Below are 22,823 nucleotides of genomic sequence, written 5' to 3' on the forward strand. Positions count from 1 at the left end.
TCTGCACTCACCTTCGGTGTCAATGCACATTCTTTTACTGCGGTGCCCATGGATGTAGGTCCTGGCCTGGCCAAGCAGTATGACAAACATAACAAGTATAAAACCTTAGCGAAAAAGCAGTTTCCTGCCTATTACATCGTACAGTTGGAAGATGCGCCAGTATCCACCTACGCGGGGGGTGTAAAAGGCTATGCCCCGACAGTGCGCAGTGCCTATGGTAAAGATAAACTAGAGTTGCAAAGTGTGCAGGCCCAAGCTTATCAGCAGTACTTAACTTCTCATCAGCAGGCTGTTGTATCGACACTGCAAGCCAAGATCCCACAGTTACAAGTAGAGCGAAAGCTGCAATTGGCGATGAATGGGTTAATAGTGTCAGCGCCGGACAACCAGGATATTAAAGCTCAATTAGAGGCCACCCCTGGCGTTAAAAAAGTGTTTGAACATGAAATGTTCTACACGCAAATGGATAGCTCCAACACGCTGATTAACTCGCCAGCAGTATGGGCGAAGCTGGGCGGTCAGGATAAAGCCGGGGAAGGCGTTAAGGTTGCTATCATTGATGGAGGTATTCGCCCTGAGCACCCTATGTTTGCGAGTAATGGTCATGTTCGCCCGGAAGGTTTGCCAAATGACGATTATTGCGCCACGGTAGATACCAGTTTTTGTAATGATAAGTTAGTGCTGGCGCGCTATTACACCCCGACTTTCGAAGTTAACGTAAATGAATATATCAGCCCACGTGATATGGGTGGCCACGGTACTCATGTTGCGGGCACAGCGGTAGGTAACCCGGTATCAGGAGTGTATGAGAACGTAGAGCTTGATGTGTCTGGTGTTGCGCCTGGTGCTACCTTAATGGTGTATAAGGCCTTGTTTCAAAATCCGGAAGGCCGTGGGTCGGGCTCCAATGTGATGTTGGTTGCTGCTTTAGAAGATGCCATTGCTGACGGTGCGGACGTGATCAACAACTCCTGGGGCGGTGGTGCCGGTGGCAACCCTGCCAACAGCGTATACACCCCTATTTTTGAAGCAGCAGAAGCTGCTGGTGTAGTTATTGTAACCGCAGCGGGCAATGATGGCTCAGGCGCGATGACCATTGGTTGCCCAGGCTGCGCAGAGCCGGGAATAACGGTAGCCTCGACACAAACTGGCCGTACTTTCGGTCACCTGGTTGAAGCTTCAGGTATTACCGATATTAAAGCGCTGCCAGGTGCAGGCGAGTTTTCAATCACGGCCGATATCGAGAAGCCGTTAGTACCCAGTGCAGAGCTGGATGCTGACAATATTGAAGGTTGTAATGCCTTTGCCGCCGATTCGTTAACCGACAAGATTGTGCTGCTGCCGCGCGGAAGCTGCGCCTTTACTGAAAAGGCCGCTAATGCACAAGCTGCCGGTGCGGCAGGCATGATTTTGTATAACAACCAGCCTGGTGTTATCAGTATGTCTATGCCGGGTGTTACTTTGCCGAGCGTATCTATTTTGCAGGAAGATGGCGAGGCAATTTTAGCTGCCTGGCAAGTTGGTGACAATGCAACCATCTCCAAAGCGCAAAAGTTGTTCGATGCCGCAGCGGTAGATGCGATGTCTGATTTTAGCTCTCGTGGCCCCAATGGTGATTCAAGCTTCCTGAAGCCGGATATTGCAGCACCGGGTTCGGACATTTTGTCGGCAGCTGTAGCGTCGGATCAAACCTTTGCCATTAATTCCGGCACATCAATGGCCAGTCCACATGTTGCTGGCGCCGCTGCGCTGTTATTACAACAACGGCCTGAGCTGGACGCGTTCCAGGTAAAATCGGTACTGATGACATCCAGCAACCCTGCGGTAAAACTGGAAGATTTAGCAACAGAGGCCACGCCGTTTGACCGCGGTGCCGGACGTTTAGATATCGCAGCTGCTGCAAATACTGCCATCGCTTTTGATAAGGCGTCGCTGGTTTCCAATGGTTGTGCGCTAAGCTGCAGTTTTGACCGCGTTGTCACCAACCTGTTAGCGGAAGACGGCAGCTGGCAGGGACACGTAGAGTTTGCTAACGACGCTATCAGTGCTGAACTGTCAGTTGAAGAGCTGACGCTGGAGGCAAATGGTACGGCCAGCTTTAGTTTGAACGTGAATACCTCTTATGCTGATGCTGGCTGGCAATTTGGTCAGGTGGTTTGGACGGATACCTCTGGCAAATATGCGACAGCGCACTTACCTGTGGCAGTGATGGCAAAACGTTCGGATGATTCACAATTGGCATCTACCATGCTGATGTCTGACGCCATTAGTGCCGGAGAGCCTTTTACAATGCGTTCAGCCGGCGGTCATCTGGGTGAGGCAGAGATAGTCGATTTTACCGTGCGTATTCCGCAAGGCGCCGTGTTAAACACCGAATCAGTGGCTATTAACGAAACCCGGGCTACTCGGCATGGCTTTAGCATCGATCCCAATGGTCGTAGCATGAGCTGGGCGGGTGAAATGACAGGTATTGAGGCCAGCGCCAGTTTGACGGTGGCAGCGTTCCCATGGGCGGGATTAAGCCTGGTGGACCTGGCCATGGACGATTACTCATTACCTTGCGATGAAGGTTGTGACGAAGATTCCTTCACTTATCCGATTGGTAACTATGGCGGTTTCATCTGGAATGGCCAGCAAGTAAATTCCATCACTATTTCGGATAACGGTTTTCTTACCGCTGCAGTGCAGTCGACCAATGGTTCCTGGTCTAATCAGGAGTTGCCAAATGCCGCTACACCAAATGCGGTTATAGCACCACTTTGGGCGGACTATGCCATTGGCGGCGCTGATGGTGGGCGTATTCTGTTTAATATCGTCAATGATGGTGCAGATGACTGGTTTGTTTGGGAGTGGAATGATATTCAGGAATATGACTCCTCAACCGGTGACCGCTACACTTTTGCTGTCTGGATTAAACTAGGCACCGATGAAGTGTATCTGAACTATATCGACGTACCTTCAACCATCGTACAGTCAACAGTAGGTATTGAAGATATCAGCGGCACCTTAGGCGCCACACGCTACTTCGATGGTCAGGGTACAGCACCGGTAGCCGGTCAGGCGCTGCAGGCATTGTTAACCCCTGCTCAGCCGGCATCGGTCACCCTGGACTATGAGCTGGTTGCTCCCTTTGGTCAGGCAGAAGCAGTAGACGCTACCGTCGTACGCGGTGAGTCTGTTGAGATTGACGTATCAGAGCGGTTTGCCAAGCAAACCAATATGTTATCTCATGTGACAACCCGAACCTCTGCGCAAACCTATCAGGCCACTCAGCCGCTTACGGTAAGTGCAGTGGGGGAAGTCTTTACGGCAAAAGTTGTGAAGCAGCCTTTGCATGGTACTGTTACGCTGGCACCGGTAACGGACGCAGACGGTAACGAAACGGCATCACTGTTAAAGCTGGTTTATACGCCAGGAGCTGTTGCAGAAAATGCCGAGCCTTTTACGTCTGATACTTTCAGTTATTTGGTAGAAGATGAAGCTGGCGGGACGTCTTCCGAGGCAACCGTGGTTATTGCAGTAGAGGAGCCAAATACGGCACCGGCAGCGGCCGCTTCTGGTACACCAGCTAAAGCGAGTGCAGTGGCAACGGTCACCTTAAGTGCCACTGGTAGCCAGGATGCAGATGGTGATACGTTAAGTTATAGCTGGAAACAAACCGCTGGTCCTTCTGTTTCCTTGCGCAATGCCACTTCTGCTACCGCCAGCTTTGTTGCACCGCGGCTGGCAAGACAAGAAGTGCTGACATTTGAAGTTACGGTAAGCGATGGTAAGTTGACGGATAGCGCCACAACTTCAGTAACCGTAATGAAAGAAAGTAGTGGCGGCAGTTTAGGCTGGTTCAGCTTGCTGGCGTTACCTTTACTGTTGTTACGCCGCAGACGTGCATAATTAAGGACGACACCAAGTAAAAAGCAGAGCCGCAGTGCTCTGCTTTTTTACGTTTGAAGCAAGGCAAAAGTATGCTGATATAGTGCGTTTATGTCAGCTTATGCAACAGTGTCAGCAGCGCTTGTTGTACGCTTTTATCCCGCCAGTACTGGTTATGCGACAGCGGGTTCCAACTGGCTGCCAGCCAGCCAAAAAAGCCGCCGCCGGCGTTTATGGTAATGTCCTTGACTAAGGCAGCATAAGGCGGTGACAAATCGGCCAGTGGCCAGCCTAACACATCATCTTTATCGTAATAGTTGTGCCAGATAAAGCCAGAGTTCGGTTTGGTAAACGGCACTATTTGCTCCATCGCATGGGCTGCGACAAAAATGGGAATATTACAACCTGTCGTCATCAGCGCGGCCAGCTGATCGCCGCGTAAAAACGCGATATCGTCCTCTGTTAATAGTTTATCGCCGCTAATGCCGGCCTGATAGCGTTTAATATCCCGCCAGATCCCGGCCGCCGGTTTGCTACCGGCTTTAGCCTGTTGTGCATCCCATAAATAACAAGACAACACATGGCCGCCGAGCGAGTGCGCCAGCAGTACCAGCTTGCCCTTGGCACTGAGTTGCTGTTTGGCCAGATAAAGTGCGCGGGCAATTTTCAGCTGGCTGTAATGGTACAAGCTGTGGGGCTGCTCTTTACGGTGTTCCAGTGCTGCGGCATCGGCAAAGCCATACAGCATAAAACGGCGCAGCTTACTCCAGCGCAAACGTGATGCCACTGCCTGCCAGACCCGTTGCTCGTTGTATTGCAGCAGGTCCTGATAATACACGCTATGAAAAAATACCTTAGCTGCTTGTGGGCCTAACTGCTGGCGCAAGGTGCTAAACAGTGCGTCAGCGTAATCTGGTTGGGTTTCACCCATGCCATGTATACTTAGCAGTGCCACGCTGTTCATTACTCGCTCCTGTAGTCCTTGCTTCTATGATAATAGGGTGCTGGTTAATTGGCCTGCTCTGGCCGTTGCAGGCTAAAGCGCAGCACGCGCTGAGTATGCTGTTGCACGTCGGTCTTAGTAAAGTGCATGGGTTGCCAGCGCTGCTGGCTAAATAACCGCGTTTGATCGCTAAAATGCACCGAGGCCGGATCATGTGCCTGGCTATAGGCATGCAACATCTTAGCGTCGGGCCCGTGCTCGGTAAATTCCAGTACCATAACGAAGCTGGAACCGGAGTTCAGCGTATAGGCTTCGCGTGGCTGGCCATCCAGCAGATGCATTAACAGCGGGGAGTCAGGCCGGGCGATGCCGGTAACATTGTTTGCCAGGTCAGAGCTGCTGCGCGATAGCTGGCCTCCCTCTGCCATATTAAATAGCCCTTCAAATGAATAACCGCCTGGCATGGCAATAGGGGCTTGCCCCTCTGCCTTGATCAGATACTGAATATCGCTCAGCTGAGTATCTGGTGCTATAGCGGCGGCTTGCAGACGCCGTGCAGCCTGGCTTAATGCCAACAATGCTCTGTCTTGCTGAGGGTCTGCTGTTATGGCCAGGCCAGCAGGGGTATTCAACGGATCTTCGGCGCTAAAGGGCTCAGCATATAGCTGTGGTATTAAGGCGGCATGATCAGCACTGCGAAATGCGGCCAGAAACTCACGCATAACATGAGCGCCCCGGCTATTAAGGTTGTAACGGCCATCCCAGTTAGCCAGCGCCTGACACACGCCCTGTAAGTTGGTGCTTTGGCCACTGGCGGCATCAACATAGACCGGGTTAGCCTGGCAATGCTGAACCAGCTGCTGGCGCATATCACCGGAGAACAAGCTTTCGTTACGGTTAAACACTTGTCGCAGCTCAGCGGCGCTAAAGCGCTGATCAGCCCCCATCAGCTGAGGGCTGTTAATAAGCTGGCCGTTATAGCGGCTACGGGGGCTCAGTTCGCTGCGCTCCGGCCCGTACAGCAGGCTGTAGCCTTGCAATGGCTGTGCTGGGTTTACCAGCCAGTGACTGCTGTTGGCGTTAAATACATAGTCACGACGGCTAAGTTGCGGTGCGTCCTGCAACGGCACTAAGCCGTAGTCAAGGGTTTGGCCACTGTCCTGCCATTCAAATACCGGTTCGCTACCGGGTAATAACACGGCTCCATCACCACCTAACCAAAGCGCGGCCAACGCCGGTGACTGGCTGGCCTGCTGCCAGTACGCCTCTGCTGCCGGGTGTAACCGTGGTACCTGGCTGGCATCAATGTAATGCACATCGCCGTTGTTTTCCGTGACGAGTGTGTTAACCCAGGGAATGCCCTGATGTTGTGCCAGGGCATCAAACAGTTCGCTGCTATTGCTTGCTTTGCCAATTGCCAGCCATTGCTGCAGCATCCTGAAGTTGCCGGCGTTAGCATCGCGGTAGCTGATGGCTGACTGCGCCGTCCAGCCCAGGCCTTCAGCTAACAGGCTTAAATCCAGCATAGGACCGTAGTGGCTGCGATAAAAAGTGCGTTCTACCCTCTGCAAACTGCCATCGGGCAGGCGGACATCAACAGCAAGTTGCTGGCTGCTTAAATCGCGATGCTCATTGCCGTAGCGGTAACGCAGCGGGTTGTCTGGATCCAGTTCCAGTTGGTAGAAGGTAAACTGCTTGGACTGTGACACTGTGTGGGTCCAGCCCAGGTGCTGATTAAAGCCAATTAATACTGCCGGCAGGCCTATCAGGGTTACGCCGGTAACGTCCAGCTCGCCCGGGATCGTTAGTTGTTGCTGGAAGAAACGCAGCTCACCATCCCACGGGAAATGCGGGTTGGCCAGCAAGGCCCCGCGCCCGGCGGCGGTCTTATCGGCCCCCAGGGCCCAGCCATTGCTGCCAAGGCCGCGCTTGGTCAGGATCTGTTCGGCATTCAGCGTGGGGGCAAGCTGCTGGCTATTGGCTGCCTGTGGCGGCTGAGCCAGTGCCATCGGCAGCAATAAATTTCGACTGCTGGCCAGTGCAGCCAGATCCAGATGATATGCCAATAAATCAGTCACACTTAGTGGGCCAACCCAGGCCGCATCCTGACAAGGGCTGGGATAGCTGGCCGGGTTAAGTTCAGCCAGCCGGGCATTAAAGCCGGCTACATAGCCGTGCAATAAGTCACTGCTGTCGGTTGGCAACTGCGGGTAATAGTGAGCCGCCTGGCTGGGATAATCAAGGATCTTGTAGCCAAAGTCAGACAACACATTCGTGTGCTGCTGGCCGGGGCCAAAATAACGTGACTTTTCACCTTTCAATTTGACGATTTGCTCGGCCAGGGTGCAGAGATTTTCTTCAGCCTGGGCATAGCCACTGCCATAACCTAAACCAAAATAAGAGCTGGCGGTAATATGAGGCACATTAAATTCGGTGTAGCGGATTTCAACTTTGTCTTTGCAGGCTGCCAGATTAAAAACGGCAACCAATAGAGCGAGTAATCGCAGCATCTGTTTCTCTCCTTGAAAAATTGTCCCGGATACTGCAGGGAAGCATGGCAGATTATGCGATTAGTGTGGTTATTTTGCCAGATTAATATAAATATATTGTGTAATTTATGTGTAATTTATCCGTTTTCAGTCAGCTTTATGTTGCTGCAAATAAGCGTACAAATGCTCGGTAAAGAAACCATGCATTAAAAAGCGCTGGCCTAAATTCCACGGGCCGACTAGGTAGTGTGGATACTTGTTATAGGCCAGTTCGCGCAGGCTTTTATCGCCCACCAGATCGCCAATACGGATGGCGATAGATTGGTCGAGGTTAAAGCCGTTAATCGCATCGCGGTACTCTTCACGGGTTAACAATAGACAAAACAAACACATAAACAACGCATGCGAGGTTTCAAAATCGAGCCATTGGGTAGGCTTTTCGGTTATTTCGAATTTTTGCATATCAATACTTTGCCAATGCTGCCAGTTTAGCTCACTGCGGCTAAGCGGTTGTGCCGGAGGCTGCCAGCTGCCCAGCTCAGCAAATAAACGAAACAGCTGCTGGTCATGCTCAACAAAGCTGGCGCTGAGCATATCGGCTATCTTGTTCGGGTAGAGCTGCACCGGGGTAAATTGCACATTGGGGCTGTTGGCGGCGAGAAAATTGAGCACATTAGACTCGGTGGCATAGTGGCGCAAAATCAGTAAATTGGCTTCTTTACTGACAAAATGTGTGCAAAACCAGCAAATTAGCCGTTGCAGTGTGGTGTGTGCGCTAAACTGCGGCAGCGGCAGGCGTTTAAACAGCCAAATCAGGTGCAACAACACGGCAAATAGCAGCTGTAGCAGCGGCCGTACACTCCAGCGCAGTGGGTTTTGTAAATCTTTCAGCCAGAGATCCAGCGCCGCTTGTTCTATCGGTAGCGAGTTGTCTTTAGCGATAGCGCGCAGATAGGCGCTGTAACCGGCTTTATTAGCAGTAGTCATGGTCGGTCTCTTCCAATTGCAGGCAATACAGCCTGGCGGTTACGCGGGCGGTACGCACTATGTCACTAAGCTGCGCCGGGCTTTGGCATAGCCGGTTCAGCAGCTGATACAGCTTTTGCATATGGTTATCATCATTAGCGCCGTGGTAGTGCATAAAGCGGGTATAGCTGCCATCGCCGCCAGTGGCCTGGTCGATCTGCACTGCCCAGTTGTCAGCCATTTTTTGCCCCAGCCCTTCAATTATCCACATGGCGCCGACTAAATCGACCGGGTTCGGCTGGCTGGCACGGTACATTAAAAAACCGTGCAAGGCTTCGGTGCCAATATTGCGCGGCGCAGTTTGAATATCAGCTAAGTTGCCGCCGGCAGCAACATAGTCGCGTTCGAGCATTTCGTAGTCGCGGTGCTCTTCACGGGCATGGCCAATAATAACCGAGCGTACATCACTGTAATCACGGTCAAAGCTGGACGCACAGCGGCTGATCCAACGCGAGCCCTCTATTACCTGTTGGCGCCAATTTAGCAGCAGTTGGCAATAATCGGCTTTACTAAACTGGCCACGCTCTAAACGCTGCAGCAGCGGCACCCGGCCCAGCTGGCGCTCAAAGTCAAACCATACCCGCATCAAAGCTTGTAAACATTGTTGGCCCTGTGGGCTTAATAGCTGCTCTGTCATGGTTCCACCACGGTTAATTGCATATAGGCATTATTAAAGCGGCCACTCTCGGGCACCATGCACAAAATGGTATCGCCAACCTGATGCGGCTGGCTGCGACGAAACTCATCCAGCATAATAAAAATAGAGGCGCAGCCGGTATTACCGCGGCTGTACAGGTTGGAGTACCACTTATGTCCGGCAATGCCGACACCGGCGCGCTGCAGCATATCGAAGATTTTGCCTTTAAAATAATGCGACGAGTAATGACATAGAACATGGTCTATCTTGTCTGGCTGCACCCGGCCTTCGCTGATTAACCGCAGGTAGCCGTCCACCCCGAGTTTGACGATATTTTCCAGCAAACGCACATCCTGACGAATTAACAGGGCACCATCTGCTTCAGCCTCGGCATAGCTGGCATAGTCCTGCCAGCTGGTGTGCTGGTTGTTGCCGGGGTAACCCACGCTCATGCACACCGGGTACGCATCGGCATGCGAAAAACTGCGGATCCAGTCGATACGAAAACATTTGCCGCGTGGCTGGGTTTCCAGCAGCAAGGCGCCGGCGCCGTCGGATAGCATCCAACGGAGAAACTCGGCGTTAAAATCCAGCTCAGAGCCCGCGGCTTCATAGCGGCTGGCTTTAAATAACCGTGACGTTAGCTCACTGGCTACCACCAGCGCATTGGGCTGCTCGCCAGCTTTTAGGTTCGTAAAGGCGGCTTTTAATGCCATCAGGCTGCTGGAGCAAATACCGTGGCTGCTATGCAGTTCAATGTCGCTTAACCCCAGTTCGGCCTGCAACATAGAGCCAAAGCCCGGCAGCACTATATCGCCCTGGCTGGTGGCGGCGCTGAGCATTTTAATCTGCCGTTTGCCTAAAAAGCTGCTGCTCAGGCAGTGCTCGGCGGCTTTGGCCGCCATGCCGGCATTCGATATGGTGGTGTTGTGCTTGGCATCAATTGCATAATGCCGAGTCTGAATGCCATTTGACTGCAAAATGCGCCGCTTTAAGCGACTGGGTTTGCCATGCACTAATCCCAACAGCGGTTCTATCTCATCGTTACTTATTGGCGGGCCGGGTAAAAAGTGGCCGCTACTGGTGATGTAAACGCTCATGCGCTCACCTTAGGCTGTTTCAACGCAACAATAATACAGCGCAGGTTTTCTTCCATATACGGCAGCACACAGACTACCGCCATAAAGCCAAGATAATACGGCAGATACCCCTCGCCACCGTGGGCATAGGGCATGCGCTGCAAGTAAAACTCGCCCTGCCAGTTAAAGCTCACCAGCTTAATAAACACCGGGTAGTTAATGACGATGATGAGCAGCAGCATATACAGCGGCAGGGTAGCCAGATAATTGTGCGCATGCATCTCCCACACACTGATATGGCGCTTGGGCGCCGCATAGTGCACGTCGTAATGCGCCACAGCTTCATGTGCCAGCCAGGCGGCGAAGCAAATCAGCATAATCAGCACATTCACTTTAAATAGCAGGCACAACAGAATGGGTACCGCCATTTGTATACCCATCAACGAGTGAATAAGTGACTCTTTTAAACCGGAAGTATGTTCTATCCTGGTAGCACGGTGGCAGCACCAGTCAACAAAACCGGCAATCCCCCAAAGTGGCAAAAATACATACAACATTAACTGAATAAGTAACTGACTGGTTTGCAACACCGGACTCCTGTTGGTGTGTCGACTGCCGCTTACTATAACTGAAGGTTAATATGATGTAGATATGTTTAGCGCAGAAACTTCTGCACATACCAGCAGCTGGCACTGATTTGATACTGCTGCTGCCTGGCCCAGGCCAGACCGTGGCGGACTAACTTTTCGGCCAGGCCTTTACCGCGAAAGGCCGGTGGCACAAAGGTATGGTGAAAATTGATGCTGTCGCCGCTGAGAGCATAATCCAACACGGCTTCAGCGCCATCCAATTGCAGCACAAAGCGCTGCAGCTCACTCTGGTGCTGAATAACTGGCTCGGTCATGCATCTTCTTCCAACCAGGATGTGTCGGGTAATTGTGCCAGATGCGCGGCATAGCGCTCTAAATTAAAGCTTTGCTGATGCTCTATCACGTCGATCATTTCCGGCGCTAAGGCGCAGGCGATAAGCTCAATCGCATCTTCACGGCTGTGGCCGGTCATGCGCAATCGCATTAAGGTCTCGGTGACTTGTTTCGGGTAATTGTCGGCCAGCTGGTTTTCTACCACTTCAAACAGCATGGCCTGATCGAGCAGTTCATCGCTCATAAGGGCCTCAGGATCGTTTTACGCAAGCGCCAGTATGGAAGAATTCATCGCAGTTGCCAATCCGTGATAGAAAAAAGCAGCGGCTAATAGTATTTCGCCGATGGTTTGGCTAAGCTGGAGCGCTTGGCAACAGGGTAGAATAATAACTATGCAACAACCACTTAGTGTTTGGCGCGGCCGCTTGCAAGCGCTGGGCCCCGGTGTCTTAATGGCAACAGCCGCTATTGGCGGTTCACATCTGGTGGCCTCCACGCAGGCCGGTGCTTTATTTGGCTGGCAGCTGGCCTGGCTGATTTTACTGGTTAATGTGCTGAAGTATCCGTTTTTCCGCTTTGGTGTTGAATACACCCTAACCCGCAAAGAAAGCCTGTTAATGGGCTACCAGCGCAAAGGTCGCGGTTATTTTTACAGCTTTATCGTGCTGAATATCATTGCCGCCGTGGTGAATACCGCCGGTGTATTGCTGTTGACCGCCAGCCTGCTGCAGTATGCGCTGCCGGGTAATTTATCGGTTACCTTATTGTGCTGGTTAATTCTGGCCGCCTGTTTGCTGATCTTGTTACTGGGCCATTACAAGGCGCTGGACAACGTCGCCAAGGTGATCATGGTATTGCTGACCATCACCACGGTAATTGCTGCGGTGATTGCCTGGCAAAATGGCGCTCAGGCAGCGGCAGATTATGTTGGTCCTTCACCCTGGACACTCGCCAGCTTAGGGTTTTTAGTGGCGCTCATGGGCTGGATGCCGGCACCGATAGAAATTTCGGCCATCAGCTCCTTGTGGCTAAAAGCCAAACAGCGGCATACGCATATTAGCCGGGCGCAGGGCTTGTTTGACTTTAATCTGGGTTATTGGTTAACCGCCGCGCTGGCGCTGGTGTTTTTGTCACTTGGTGCCTTAGTACAATACGGTAGCGAACAGCCAATAGCATTAGCCGGCAGCGCCTTTGCCCAGCAATTGATGCAAATGTATGCCAGTACCATCGGCGATTGGGCCCGGCCACTAGTGGCATTAATTGCCTTTCTATGTATGTTTGGCACTACCATCACGGTGCTGGATGGTTATGCCCGCACGCTGCATGCGTCCTTTGCCCAATTAGGCTGGGTAACACATAAAGCCGCATTAAATTACTGGCTGTTGGCGCAGGCCGGTGCTGGCATGGCGCTGATTTTATTTTTCAAAGCCGCCTTGTCGCCAATGCTGACCTTTGCCATGACACTGGCATTTTTAACCACGCCGGTATTTGCCTGGCTTAATTACAGCCTGATGCGGGGCGATGGCGGCATAGTGCTAAGCAAGCCGCTGAAATGGTTAAGTTGGCTGGGTTTAAGCTATTTGATTGGCTTTGCGTTGTTGTTTTTGGTGTGGTTTAGCGGGGCAGTGTGATATTGGAATAGGGCTGGAAACTCGACCCGGTCGCCACAGAGTGTTTGAGCACACGCGCAGGCGTGTACGGCAAATTCGTCGGGAACGAATTTGAACAGCTTTAGCTGGCTTGCGCAGGGCAGGATGCCAGCAGTAGCTGCTGTGGCGGGCCGGGGGGAGTATGGCAGCCCGGTTTATTACAACTAAAAGCATGACTTGTTACAACGCCAGCGTTTTCTCGCCGCGTGCTATGCCTGAAGCTCCGCTGCGCACCACTTCCAGAATGGGTGTCGCGCCTAACGCCTGAATAAAGGCGTCCAGTTTATCACTGGTACCCACTAGCTGAATGGTGTAAGTGGTCGGTGTGACGTCGATGATTTGGCCACGGAAAATATCGGCACAGCGTTTTACCTCTTCGCGCTGGTTGCCATTGGCTTTTACTTTCACCAGCATCAGCTCGCGTTCAATATGCGCCGCTTCACTGATGTCTGATACTTTCACCACCTCAATCAGCTTATGCAGTTGCTTGCTGATTTGCTCAATCACCTGATCGTTACCCTGCGTCACCAGTGTTAGCCGTGATAGCGTCGGATCGTCAGTCGGGGCTACGTTTAATGAGTCGATGTTATAGCCACGTTGGGCAAACAAGCCAACTAAACGGGCCAAAGCGCCGGATTCGTTTTCCAGCAGAACAGAAATAATATGTCGCATGTTAAGTCCTCTCTGTTTTGCTTAAAAACATCTCGTTCATGGCGCCACCCGGCACTTGCATCGGATAGACGTGCTCTTTCGGGTCGACATGAATATCTAAAAACACCAGCTGATCTTTAAGCGCAAAAGCGCGCTCCAGAGCTGGCTGCAGCTCTTCCGGTTTAGTCACGCGAATACCAACATGGCCATAGGCCTCGGCCAGTTTGACAAAGTCGGGCAGTGAATCCATGTAAGAGCTGGCATAACGCGACTCATAGTTCATGTCCTGCCACTGCTTTACCATGCCCAGATAGCCATTGTTCAGGTTAATAATTTTCACCCCCAGGCCGTACTGCTTGCAGGTAGACAGCTCCTGAATATTCATCTGAATAGAGCCCTCACCGGTAACGCAGACGACATCGGCATCGGGGTAGTTCAGTTTTACTCCCATCGCCGCTGGCAGGCCAAAGCCCATGGTGCCAAGGCCGCCGGAGTTGATCCAGCGGTTAGGTTTATTGAACTGATAGTACTGGGCGGCAAACATCTGGTGCTGGCCGACATCACTGCAGACATAGGCATCGCCTTTGGTAATTTTGCTGACCTGCTCAATCACATATTGCGGTTTTAACAGCGGCGTAGCGCTATCATAGCGGCCGCCGTGCACGGCACGCCACTGCGCTATCTGCTGCCACCAGCTTTGCAGCGCGGTAGTATCGAGCTTTTTCTTTTTCTGCTTAAGTACTGCCAGCATCTCTGTCAGCACCGGCTTAACCAGGCCGACAATCGGAATATGGGCATTGATGGTTTTACTGATACTGGCCGGGTCGATGTCGATGTGAATAATAGTGGCATCGGGGCAGAATTTTTTCGTGTTGTTGGTTACCCGGTCATCAAAGCGGGCACCGACGGCCAGAATAAGATCGGCATGGTGCATCGTCTGGTTCGCTTCATAGCTGCCGTGCATGCCCAGCATACCAATAAACTGCTTATCGCCGGCCGGATAAGCACCCAGCCCCATGAGTGTGTTGGTGACTGGCAGGTTTAGCAGCTGTGCCAGCTCGGTTAACTCTTCGGCTGCCTGACCCATAATGACGCCACCACCGGCATATAAAATGGGCTTTTTCGCCGCTAATAACGCGGTGACGGCCTTTTTAATCTGGCCGGCATGGCCCTGCTGTTTCGGCTGGTACGAGCGCAGGTTAATTTCGCTCGGATAATGGTAAGCAAACTTCTGGTTCGGCATCGTCATATCTTTCGGGATATCCAGCACCACCGGGCCTGGCCGGCCGGTTTGGGCGATATGAAAGGCCTTTTTAATTAAATAGGGGATATCCTCCGGCCGCCGTACCGACATATTGTGCTTACAAATCGGCCGGGAAATACCGAGCATATCGGTTTCCTGAAAGGCATCATCGCCAATTAAGTGGCTCATTACCTGGCCGGTGAGCACTACCATAGGTATCGAATCCATATAGGCAGTGGCGATGCCGGTAACAGCGTTAGTGGCGCCCGGGCCGGAAGTCACCAGCACCACGCCGGCTTTGCCGCTGGCGCGGGCATAGGCGTCGGCCATATGGGTGGCGGCCTGTTCATGGCGCACCAGTACATGTTTGACTTTATTTTGCTGGAACAGGGCATCGTAAATATGTAATACCGCGCCGCCCGGATAGCCGTACAGGTATTCCACCCCTTCATCGGCAAGGGCACGGATCACCATAGCGGCACCGGACAACATCTCGGGAGCTTTAGTGGTGTCGACTGACTTGGTCTGGCTGGTCATGTTGGTTTCTCATAGTTTGCTGTGGCAAAGACAACACGCCACGGCTTTGCAGGCAAAGCGTGGGTGAATATTTCAAAGCAGTGTTACACCTGCTTTATGCTGTGCTACGTGGACTGGTTAAACAGGATAAGCTGTTAAACTCAAACTATGGCGCTATGGTTATTTGCTGCTGAGCAGTCATTTTTTTAGTGCGCCTGAATAATTTACGTGATGGACGGCCAGATGTCGATGCTTTTTCGCCGGCTTTTGCTGCTTTAATCCGCAGTTACAAGGCTTGCAAAGCCACAACGCCGCCCACATAGTAGCAACTTAGTGAATTCAGACCACCAGCACAGGATTTAAGCCGTTATGCAACAGCCAATAGTGGACGTATCAATTAATAATGCCCGTGAGGTGCTCGATGCCTCTATGCAAAAACTGGTGCTGTTTCAGTTCTGGTCGGCGCGCAGCGAAGGCTGCACCCAGCTAAGCCCGGTACTGGAGAAAATTGTCCGCCAGTACCCCAACCAATTGCTGCTGGCTCGGGTAGATTGTGATAACGAGCCTGATCTGGCGATGCAGTTTGGAGTGCAATCACTGCCGACGGTAATGATGATAAAACAGGGCCGGCCGGTGGACGGTTTTGCCGGAGTGGAAACCGAACAGGCGATACTGGCGAAGCTGGCCGCTTATTTACCCAAGCCGGAAGATGATTTGCTGGCGCAGGCTGAGGCTTTATTGGCTGCGCAGGATTACGCCGGCGCTTACCCGTTGTTAAAAGATGCGATGGCGCTGGCACCTGAGCGTAGCGACATTAAGGTGTGGCTGGCCGATGCGGCCGTCAGTTTAGGCCAGTTGCCGCAAGCCGAAGCCTTACTGGCTGAGATTAAACTGGCTGAGCAGGATGCGCTGTATAAAACGGTACAGGCCAAATTACAGCTGGCCAAAGAAGCGGCTGATACGCCGGAAATTCAGGCGCTGGAGGCAGCGTTGGCCAAAGATAGCGCCAACAATCAACTGAAAGAGCAGTTAGCCATTCAGTATCAGGCGGTGCAGCGCAGTGAAGAGGCGCTGGCATTGTTATTGACAATTTTGCAGCAGGATCTGAATTTTGGTGGCAGCAAAAAGCTGTATCTGGATATTCTGGCTGCTTTACCGAAAGGCGATAGTGTCGCCAGTCAATATCGGCGCAAGCTATACAGCCTGCTGTACTAACCGATGCCGGTCAGTCTGCAACAGCAGTTTCAACAACTTAGCACCGTATTACAACAATATCGTCAGTACTGGCAGCTATTACCTTTTAGCTGCCCGCAACTGCCGTGGCAGAACGCGCCGCTACAGCGCTGCTTGCTGGCGCTGGACGAGACGCAAATAAGGCTGATTGACCAAAGTAGTAGGCTGCAACAGCAGTACTTTGCTGAATTTTTCCCGGTGCTGTTTTCCCTGCCTGGGCTCACGGCAGCGGCGGCGCAGCGCACAACGGCGGCCTTGCCCTTTTGGCTGGAAAACGGTATTGCCGGGCGTAAATTGCAGCAAATAGATGCCTTGTGCCAGCAATGGCCTGACAGCGCGGCCCCGGTAGTTGAGTGGTGCGCGGGTAAAGGGCATCTGGGGCGGATTCTAAGCCATCGCTTTAAGCAGGCGGTGACCAGTGTTGAATGGCAGCCTGACTTGTGCCGCCAAGGCACAGCACTGGCCGAGAAATACCAGATTAAACAGCAATTTGTTTGTGCTGACGTGCTGGCTGGGCCCCTCAGTACGGTGTTGCAACCACAGCAGCATATCGTCGCGCTGCACGCCTGCGGTCAACTGCATATTACCCTGCTGCAACAGGCGGTACAGGCTGGCTGCCAGCAATTGCAACTGGTGCCGTGCTGTTATCATCTGATCCCGCAAACGCAATATCAGCCATTGTCGGCACAGGCTAAGGCCGTCGATCTGCAGCTTAATAAAGATGATTTAAAACTGGTGGTGCAGGGCCAGGTCACCGGCGGTGAGCGGATTGAAAAATTACGCAGCACCGAAGTATTGTGGCGTTTAGCCTACGATGAGCTGCGCGCTGAGCTAAGCGGCCAGCCACACTACCGGCCGCTGGCGTCAGTAAGCAAACATTGGTTTAGTGGTGACTTTGCCGCTTTTGCCCAGTGGGCAGCGCAGCAGCATCAGCTAAGTTTACCTGCTGCATTAGATTGGCAAGCCTATTTGCAGCGCGCCAGCAAACGTATGGCGCTGGTGCAACGTATTGAACTGGTGCGGCACCTGTTTCGCCGGCCATTGGAGTTGTGGCTGGCGCTGGATAAGGCCTTATATTTACAACAGCACGGTTATCAGGTTCAGCTGACTGAGTTGTGCCCGGCTGAGGTTACACCGCGTAATGTGCTATTAAGCGCCACTAAACGGCAGGCGGCGTTTTAGCACGCCAGCTGCTCGCTACTGCTGCTCAGGCTCTGGCATTGGTGATATTGCATGATTAACTGGTCTTTATGTTGCCAACGCTGATTCAGCCACAGCTGAAAGCGCTGCCGGAACTGCTCGTCGTTAAAGTAATCGCCAATCACCTGCTGGTCTACCGGCAATACCTCTACCTGCACCACCACCCGTTTTAATTTGCCCATTAACATGTCCATTGCCACATGCTGCGGATTGTCCGGATACAGCAGGGTAAAGTCTAAAATGGCATTAAACTGCTCGCCCATGCTGGCCAGCGTAAAGGCAATACCGCCGGCTTTGGGCGGTAGCAGATACTGAAACGGGCTACGTTTATCTGCCTTTTTTTGCTCAGTAAAGCGGGTGCCTTCGACAAAGTTGATAATGGTGGTAGGCACGGTTTGAAATTTCTGGCACGAGGCGCGCGTGGTGGCAATGTCCTTGCCTTTTAGCTCGGGCCGCTTAGCTAGCTGGGCTGCGCTGTAGCGTTTCATAAACGGCATATCCAGCGCCCAACAGCCGGTGCCTAAAAACGGCAGCCATTTTAGCTCATCTTTTAAAAAGAATTTCGGCTCCGGAATGCGGCTATGCGCCACAGTGCTGACCACCGGAATATCCAGCCAGCTTTTATGGTTCGAGATCAGCAAATACCAACTTTGTTTGTCCAGCGTCTGCGCGCCGGTTACCTGCCAGTCGACCTGGTTAAACAGGTTTATCAGCGCAGTGTTTACTGCTGTCCAACCGCGGTAACAACCTTTACCGGCATAACCGGTTAGCCGGTGCACCGTTTTAAACGGCAGCAACAGCTTAATAATCCCCAGCGGCGTGACCACCAGACCCCAAAACGCCAGGTTTAGCGCAAAGCCGCTAAAACTAAACGGCAATAACAACCAGCCGGGTAGAAAACTTAACATTACTGCTTAACTCCTTGTTTCAGCTTACTCAGCTGCAAATCTTTTTGCTGCCATAACTGGTTAATCCACTGCTGGAAGCGCTCGCGGTATTGGTTATCGTTGTAATCACCCAGTAGCTCAGGGGTTATTGGCAACACTTTAATCTGCACCGTTATATCACGAACTTTGCCGGAGATATAATCCCAGAACGTTGGAATACCTTTCGGGTAATAAATGGTGATATCGAGAATTTTATGCAGCTGCTCGCCCATAGCGCCCAATACAAAGGCTGCACCACCGGCTTTGGGTTTTAGCAGGTTGTGATAGGGCGATTGCTGTTTATCATGCTTGTCGTGGGTAAAGCGGGTGCCTTCAACAAAATTCATAATGGCAGCTGGCTTAAAGCGGAATTTACGGCAGGCTTTACGGGTGGTTTCAATGTCTTTGCCCTGCAGATGCGGGTTGCGTTGCAAAAAAGCCTTGCTGTAGCGCTTCATAAAAGGGAAATCCAGCGCCCACCAACAAATGCCTAAAAAGGGCACGTAAATCAGCTCTTTTTTCAGGAAAAACTTAATAAACGGGATCTTGCGGTTAAACACCTTTTGCAGCACCAGAATATCGGCCCAGGACTGATGGTTGGCCAGCACCAGATACCAGTCTTTGCGCGACAGCTTTTCCAACCCGCTGACATGCCAGCGGATACGGGTAAACAGGCGGGTAGTAAAGTTATTTACGCTGATCCAGGCCACGGCGCAGGCGTCCAGCAGGTACGTCATCCAGCTTTGCCAGCGGGTTATCGGTGGCAGTTTTAGCAGCGCTAACAGCAATACCGGTACAAACCAGAACAGGGTGTTCAGAATGTATAACAACAGCGATAGCGTACCGGTAATAGGACGCGGTAAAAAATGTAACATAGCAGCACCTGATAGCAATGGCCGGCAGTTGGCGCCGGCTAAAAATAATAACAGCAGGCGAGCCTGCTGTTAACACATCGGATCAGTAGCTAGTTTACCTTAATCTTCAAAGTAGGTGTAACCGTAAACGCCGGCTTTTAGCTCATCCAACAACTCATCTTTGCGACCATCGAGCATTTCCAGCTTCGCCAGTTGTTTGGTGTATGAGGCAATCAGCTTCTTGGCATCAAACTGCACATAGCGCAGCACATCGGCTACCGTATCGCCTTTGATGATATTGGTTAGCTTATAGCTGCCGTCTTCATTCAGTTCTACATGTACGGAGTCGGTATCACCGAACAAATTGTGTAAGTCGCCAAGGATTTCCTGATAGGCGCCAACCATAAACATACCCAGCAGATATTGCTCGTCCTCTTTGTATAGCGGTAGTGGCAGGCTGGATTCAATACCATTGCCATCGGCATAGCTTTTTAGCTGGCCGTCGGAGTCACAGGTAATATCCTGAATAATAGCGCGGTGGTTTAGCGGCTCGTTCATCCGCTCCAGTGGCATTACCGGGAACAGCTGGTCGATACCCCAGGCATCCGGCATTGACTGGAACAAGGAGAAGTTAACAAATAACTTATCAGCCAGCTTTTCGTTTAGCTCATCATGAATGGCGCGGTGCGAACGTGCTGTCATATCCAGATTGGCTTTTACCCGGTTGATGGTGGCAAAGTAAATTTGCTCCAGCAGCGACCAGTCTTTCAGCGTTAATAAGCCATGCACATACTGAGCATGGGCATCGGTAAAATAGTGCACGGCATCGTGGTAGGCTTCTATCGCGGTGCGCGGTGTCACGTTCTGGTAGGCTTCCCACAGCCCCAAAATCACTGTAGGCGAGTCTTCACTTGGCTCTGGCAGGTTAACCAAACCCGGTGCACGCTCGATATCAATCGCATCGGTCACCAGTACTGCATGGTGCGCGGTCATCGCCCGGCCAGACTCGGTAATAATGTTCGGGTGCGGCAAATCGTACTCGTCACATACTTCTTTTAAGCCGTTGACCACGTTACGGGCATACTCGTACATGGTGTAGTTCATGGAGCAAGCCGAGCGCGACTTCGAGCCTTCGTAGTCCACGCCTAAACCACCACCCACGTCGACGGTAGTAATAGGCACGCCTAAGGTGCGCAGTTCAGCATAGTGGCGGGCGCATTCGCGAATAGCATTATGAATATCGCGGATATTGGCAATTTGTGAGCCGATATGAAAATGCACCAGCTGCAGTAAATCCAGCTTGCCGGCATCACGCAATATATCAATCGCCTGCAGTACCTGGGTGGCGGTTAAGCCGAATTTGCCTTTTTCGCCACCGGTGTTTTGCCATTTGCCTTTACCGACCGAATTTAACCGGATGCGGATACCAATGCGTGGCGCGGCGCCTAAGTTATCAATTTCGCGCAGCAGGGTCTTCAGCTCAGACAGTTTCTCTACCACCACGTATACGGTATGGCCCATCATGTCGCCGATAGTGGCTAAGCGTAAAAACTCGCTGTCTTTATAGCCGTTACAGACGATTTGCAGTGGTTGCTCGGTAACACCCAAAATCGCCATTAACTCGGGCTTACTGCCGGCTTCCAGGCCTACCTTGCCGCTGTCGTGGCTAATCAGGCGTTTTACTACCGAGAATTGCTGGTTTACTTTAATTGGGTACACCGCAGTGTACTGGCCCTGGTAGTCTTTTTCCGCTTTGGCGCGCTGGAAGGATTTAATCAGCGTATCTACCCGGTGCTGCAGAATATCGGTAAAACGCACCAGTACCGGCAGCGTTAAGCCTTCTTCTTTAAAGCGGGCTGTAAGCTCAGGAAAACTGATGCCTTTTTTACTGTGGTCCTGATCCGGATAAGCCACCAGATCGCCCTCAGCGTTTACATCAAAATACCCTTCACTCCATACAGCTACGTTGTAGATAGAGCGTGCTTTTTCAGTACCCCAGTCGGCCATTGTCGTTCCTTTAAAATTAAGTTGGCTATAGTTTAAGGCTTATACGACGACGCTGCAGCAAAAAACACGAAAAACCGAAAAAATTTGAGTGTAACGGCGCTAAAAGGCACAATACGCGCCCTGTTACAGCAAGGGGATAACTATGTCTGGTTTTAACAACAATTGGTACACCGAAATATTCGCCGCCAGTGGCAGCGCTTTTGGCCTGCAGGTCACAAAAAAGCTGGACGAAGTGCAGTCGCCATTTCAGAAGATTGAAATGTTTGAGACAACGCATTTTGGCAATTTAATGGTGATTGACGACGTTATTATGCTTAGCAGCCGCGATAACTTCCTGTATCACGAAATGCTGAGCCACCCGGTGCTGTTTAGTCATGCCAACCCGAAAAACGTGGTGATTATCGGCGGTGGTGACTGCGGCACCCTGCGTGAAGTGTTAAAGCACCCGGGCGTTGAATCGGTCACACAAATTGATATCGATGAGCAGGTTACCCGGATGGCAGAAAAGTACTTTCCGGAGCTGTGCGCGTCAAATAATGACCCGCGTGCGACACTGAAATTTGATGATGGTATTAAATTTATGCGCGAGGCGCAGCCAGAATCAATCGACGTCATTATTGTTGATTCAACCGATCCTATTGGCCCGGGCGAGGGGCTGTTTAACCGCGCCTTTTACGACAGCTGTCGCAAAGCACTGCGTCATGGCGGCATTTTAGTGCAGCAAAGTGAATCACCGCTTATTCATATGCCACTGTTAAAAGACATGCGTAGCGCAATGCAGGATGCCGGTTTTGCGGCCTTGCAAACGTTGTTGTTCCCGCAAATGGTGTATCCGTCCGGTTGGTGGACCTGCACTATGGCGCGCAAAGGCATGGCGTTTGATGGTTTCCGTGAAGCCGACGCGGCAGCAGCACGCTTTAACACAGAATACTACAATGTTGAGGTACACAAAGCGGCATCAGCCTGGCCTAACTTTATGCGGCGTGCATTGCTGGATTAACAAACAGACTTAAACCAGGCTGAACAGAAAAATAAATTGCTAAGCTTGCTTGCGTATTTGGCAAGCTTTCTGTACATTTATTGTTCATGTGTGGGGTGGCAAATGAAGAAATATAGTTACTTATTGTTTTTAGGCGTATTTTCAGCGCAAGCCTCTGTTTACAAGTGTGAGCAGAATGGTGTGGTGGAGTTTAGTCAGTTTCCTTGTGCTGCTGAAGCCGAGCAAGTTGATATGCGTCCGCTCGGTACTGCCATGATTGGCACCCGTAGTGAATTTAAACAACAAGTGGATGCCATTAAGCGTCAGGGGCGTTTTGTTGAGTTTCAGATCAGCAAACTCGAGCAGGAAAAACAGCAAAAGCTAAATGAGCTAAAAGCTGATCTGTATAAGTTACGCCGCAGCTTTCCTAAGGCAGAAGAACTGACAACCCTGCAGCAAAAAATTGACCGCACCGCGCAGCTTTATGACGAGCAGATCAGTGCTGAGCGCTCTAACCTGGCTAGCCTGAAGTCAAAAGCGGTAAATCTGGAACGGCAGTACGCGCAAAACTAGTTGTAGTAAACCTTATCTACAGACC

19 protein-coding genes are annotated in these 22,823 nt (G+C 51.7%); 6 read left to right on the top strand and 13 right to left on the bottom strand.

Annotation, left to right across the window (positions count from 1 at the left end):
* The first annotated feature begins 48 nt into the window (after positions 1-48).
* Entirely contained in the window at positions 49-3,891 is a 3,843-nt protein-coding gene (locus EYB30_RS08190) for a S8 family serine peptidase (RefSeq protein WP_166838430.1), read from the top strand.
* A gap of 88 nt (positions 3,892-3,979) precedes the next feature.
* Here the strand turns inward: EYB30_RS08190 and EYB30_RS08195 are convergent, their stop codons facing one another.
* The 8 genes from EYB30_RS08195 to EYB30_RS08230 form a co-directional block, all read right to left on the bottom strand.
* Complete coding sequence (locus EYB30_RS08195; protein ID WP_166838431.1) at positions 3,980-4,834, bottom strand: hypothetical protein; 855 nt, start codon at positions 4,832-4,834, stop codon at positions 3,980-3,982.
* 44 nt (positions 4,835-4,878) lie between these two features.
* Positions 4,879-7,323, bottom strand: coding sequence for a penicillin acylase family protein (locus EYB30_RS08200; RefSeq protein WP_166838432.1), 2,445 nt, complete (start codon positions 7,321-7,323; stop codon positions 4,879-4,881).
* Positions 7,324-7,449: 126 nt separating this feature from the next.
* Positions 7,450-8,289, bottom strand: a complete 840-nt coding sequence (locus EYB30_RS08205; RefSeq protein ID WP_166838433.1) for a DUF6999 family protein — start codon at positions 8,287-8,289, stop codon at positions 7,450-7,452.
* Entirely contained in the window at positions 8,276-8,965 is a 690-nt protein-coding gene (locus EYB30_RS08210; RefSeq protein WP_166838434.1) for an iron-containing redox enzyme family protein, read from the bottom strand. Before EYB30_RS08210 ends, EYB30_RS08205 begins: the two co-directional genes overlap by 14 nt.
* Complete coding sequence (locus EYB30_RS08215; protein WP_166838435.1) at positions 8,962-10,065, bottom strand: beta-ketoacyl-ACP synthase III; 1,104 nt, start codon at positions 10,063-10,065, stop codon at positions 8,962-8,964. Before EYB30_RS08215 ends, EYB30_RS08210 begins: the two co-directional genes overlap by 4 nt.
* Complete coding sequence (locus EYB30_RS08220; RefSeq protein WP_206674596.1) at positions 10,062-10,634, bottom strand: diguanylate cyclase; 573 nt, start codon at positions 10,632-10,634, stop codon at positions 10,062-10,064. The genes EYB30_RS08215 and EYB30_RS08220 overlap by 4 nt, the downstream gene beginning before the upstream one ends.
* A 65-nt stretch (positions 10,635-10,699) precedes the next feature.
* The gene (locus EYB30_RS08225; protein ID WP_166838436.1) at positions 10,700-10,948 is read right to left on the bottom strand and encodes a GNAT family N-acetyltransferase; all 249 of its coding nucleotides are present in this window, start codon (positions 10,946-10,948) and stop codon (positions 10,700-10,702) included.
* Positions 10,945-11,211 carry a hypothetical protein gene (locus tag EYB30_RS08230; protein WP_166838437.1) on the bottom strand — a complete coding sequence of 89 codons (267 nt, stop codon included), beginning with the start codon at positions 11,209-11,211 and terminating at the stop codon, positions 10,945-10,947. Before EYB30_RS08230 ends, EYB30_RS08225 begins: the two co-directional genes overlap by 4 nt.
* Before the next feature lie 148 nt (positions 11,212-11,359).
* On the opposite strand from EYB30_RS08230, the gene EYB30_RS08235 reads away from it, so the two are divergent.
* Entirely contained in the window at positions 11,360-12,598 is a 1,239-nt protein-coding gene (locus EYB30_RS08235; RefSeq protein WP_166838438.1) for an NRAMP family divalent metal transporter, read from the top strand.
* Positions 12,599-12,796: 198 nt separating this feature from the next.
* On the opposite strand, the gene ilvN is transcribed toward EYB30_RS08235, so the two are convergent.
* Positions 12,797-13,288, bottom strand: coding sequence for an acetolactate synthase small subunit (gene ilvN, locus EYB30_RS08240; protein ID WP_166838439.1), 492 nt, complete (start codon positions 13,286-13,288; stop codon positions 12,797-12,799).
* Position 13,289: 1 nt separating this feature from the next.
* Positions 13,290-15,047 carry an acetolactate synthase 3 large subunit gene (locus EYB30_RS08245; protein ID WP_166838440.1) on the bottom strand — a complete coding sequence of 586 codons (1,758 nt, stop codon included), beginning with the start codon at positions 15,045-15,047 and terminating at the stop codon, positions 13,290-13,292.
* Positions 15,048-15,395: 348 nt separating this feature from the next.
* On the opposite strand from EYB30_RS08245, the gene EYB30_RS08250 reads away from it, so the two are divergent.
* Both EYB30_RS08250 and EYB30_RS08255 read left to right on the top strand, forming a co-directional pair.
* Positions 15,396-16,241 carry a co-chaperone YbbN gene (locus EYB30_RS08250; RefSeq protein WP_166838441.1) on the top strand — a complete coding sequence of 282 codons (846 nt, stop codon included), beginning with the start codon at positions 15,396-15,398 and terminating at the stop codon, positions 16,239-16,241.
* Positions 16,242-16,244: 3 nt separating this feature from the next.
* A complete protein-coding gene (locus EYB30_RS08255; RefSeq protein ID WP_166838442.1) occupies positions 16,245-17,441 on the top strand; it encodes a methyltransferase in 1,197 nt (398 codons plus the stop codon).
* Here the strand turns inward: EYB30_RS08255 and EYB30_RS08260 are convergent.
* The 3 genes from EYB30_RS08260 to speA form a co-directional block, all read right to left on the bottom strand.
* Positions 17,438-18,367 carry an acyltransferase gene (locus EYB30_RS08260; RefSeq protein WP_166838443.1) on the bottom strand — a complete coding sequence of 310 codons (930 nt, stop codon included), beginning with the start codon at positions 18,365-18,367 and terminating at the stop codon, positions 17,438-17,440. The two genes, EYB30_RS08255 and EYB30_RS08260, sit on opposite strands and share 4 nt — an antisense overlap.
* On the bottom strand, positions 18,367-19,260 hold the full coding sequence (locus EYB30_RS08265) for an acyltransferase (protein WP_166838444.1): 894 nt from the start codon (positions 19,258-19,260) through the stop codon (positions 18,367-18,369). Before EYB30_RS08265 ends, EYB30_RS08260 begins: the two co-directional genes overlap by 1 nt.
* 99 nt (positions 19,261-19,359) lie before the next feature.
* Positions 19,360-21,246, bottom strand: coding sequence for a biosynthetic arginine decarboxylase (gene speA, locus EYB30_RS08270; protein WP_166838445.1), 1,887 nt, complete (start codon positions 21,244-21,246; stop codon positions 19,360-19,362).
* Positions 21,247-21,388: 142 nt separating this feature from the next.
* On the opposite strand from speA, the gene speE reads away from it, so the two are divergent.
* Together speE and EYB30_RS08280 are read left to right on the top strand one after the other, a co-directional pair.
* Positions 21,389-22,246: a polyamine aminopropyltransferase gene (gene speE, locus EYB30_RS08275; protein ID WP_166838446.1), complete on the top strand. Its 858-nt coding sequence runs from the start codon at positions 21,389-21,391 to the stop codon at positions 22,244-22,246.
* 102 nt (positions 22,247-22,348) lie between these two features.
* Entirely contained in the window at positions 22,349-22,798 is a 450-nt protein-coding gene (locus EYB30_RS08280) for a DUF4124 domain-containing protein (protein ID WP_166838447.1), read from the top strand.
* The last annotated feature ends 25 nt before the right edge of the window (positions 22,799-22,823 follow it).

Source organism: Rheinheimera pleomorphica (genome assembly GCF_011634895.1).
Classification (GTDB): Bacteria; Pseudomonadota; Gammaproteobacteria; order Enterobacterales; family Alteromonadaceae; genus Alishewanella; species Alishewanella pleomorphica.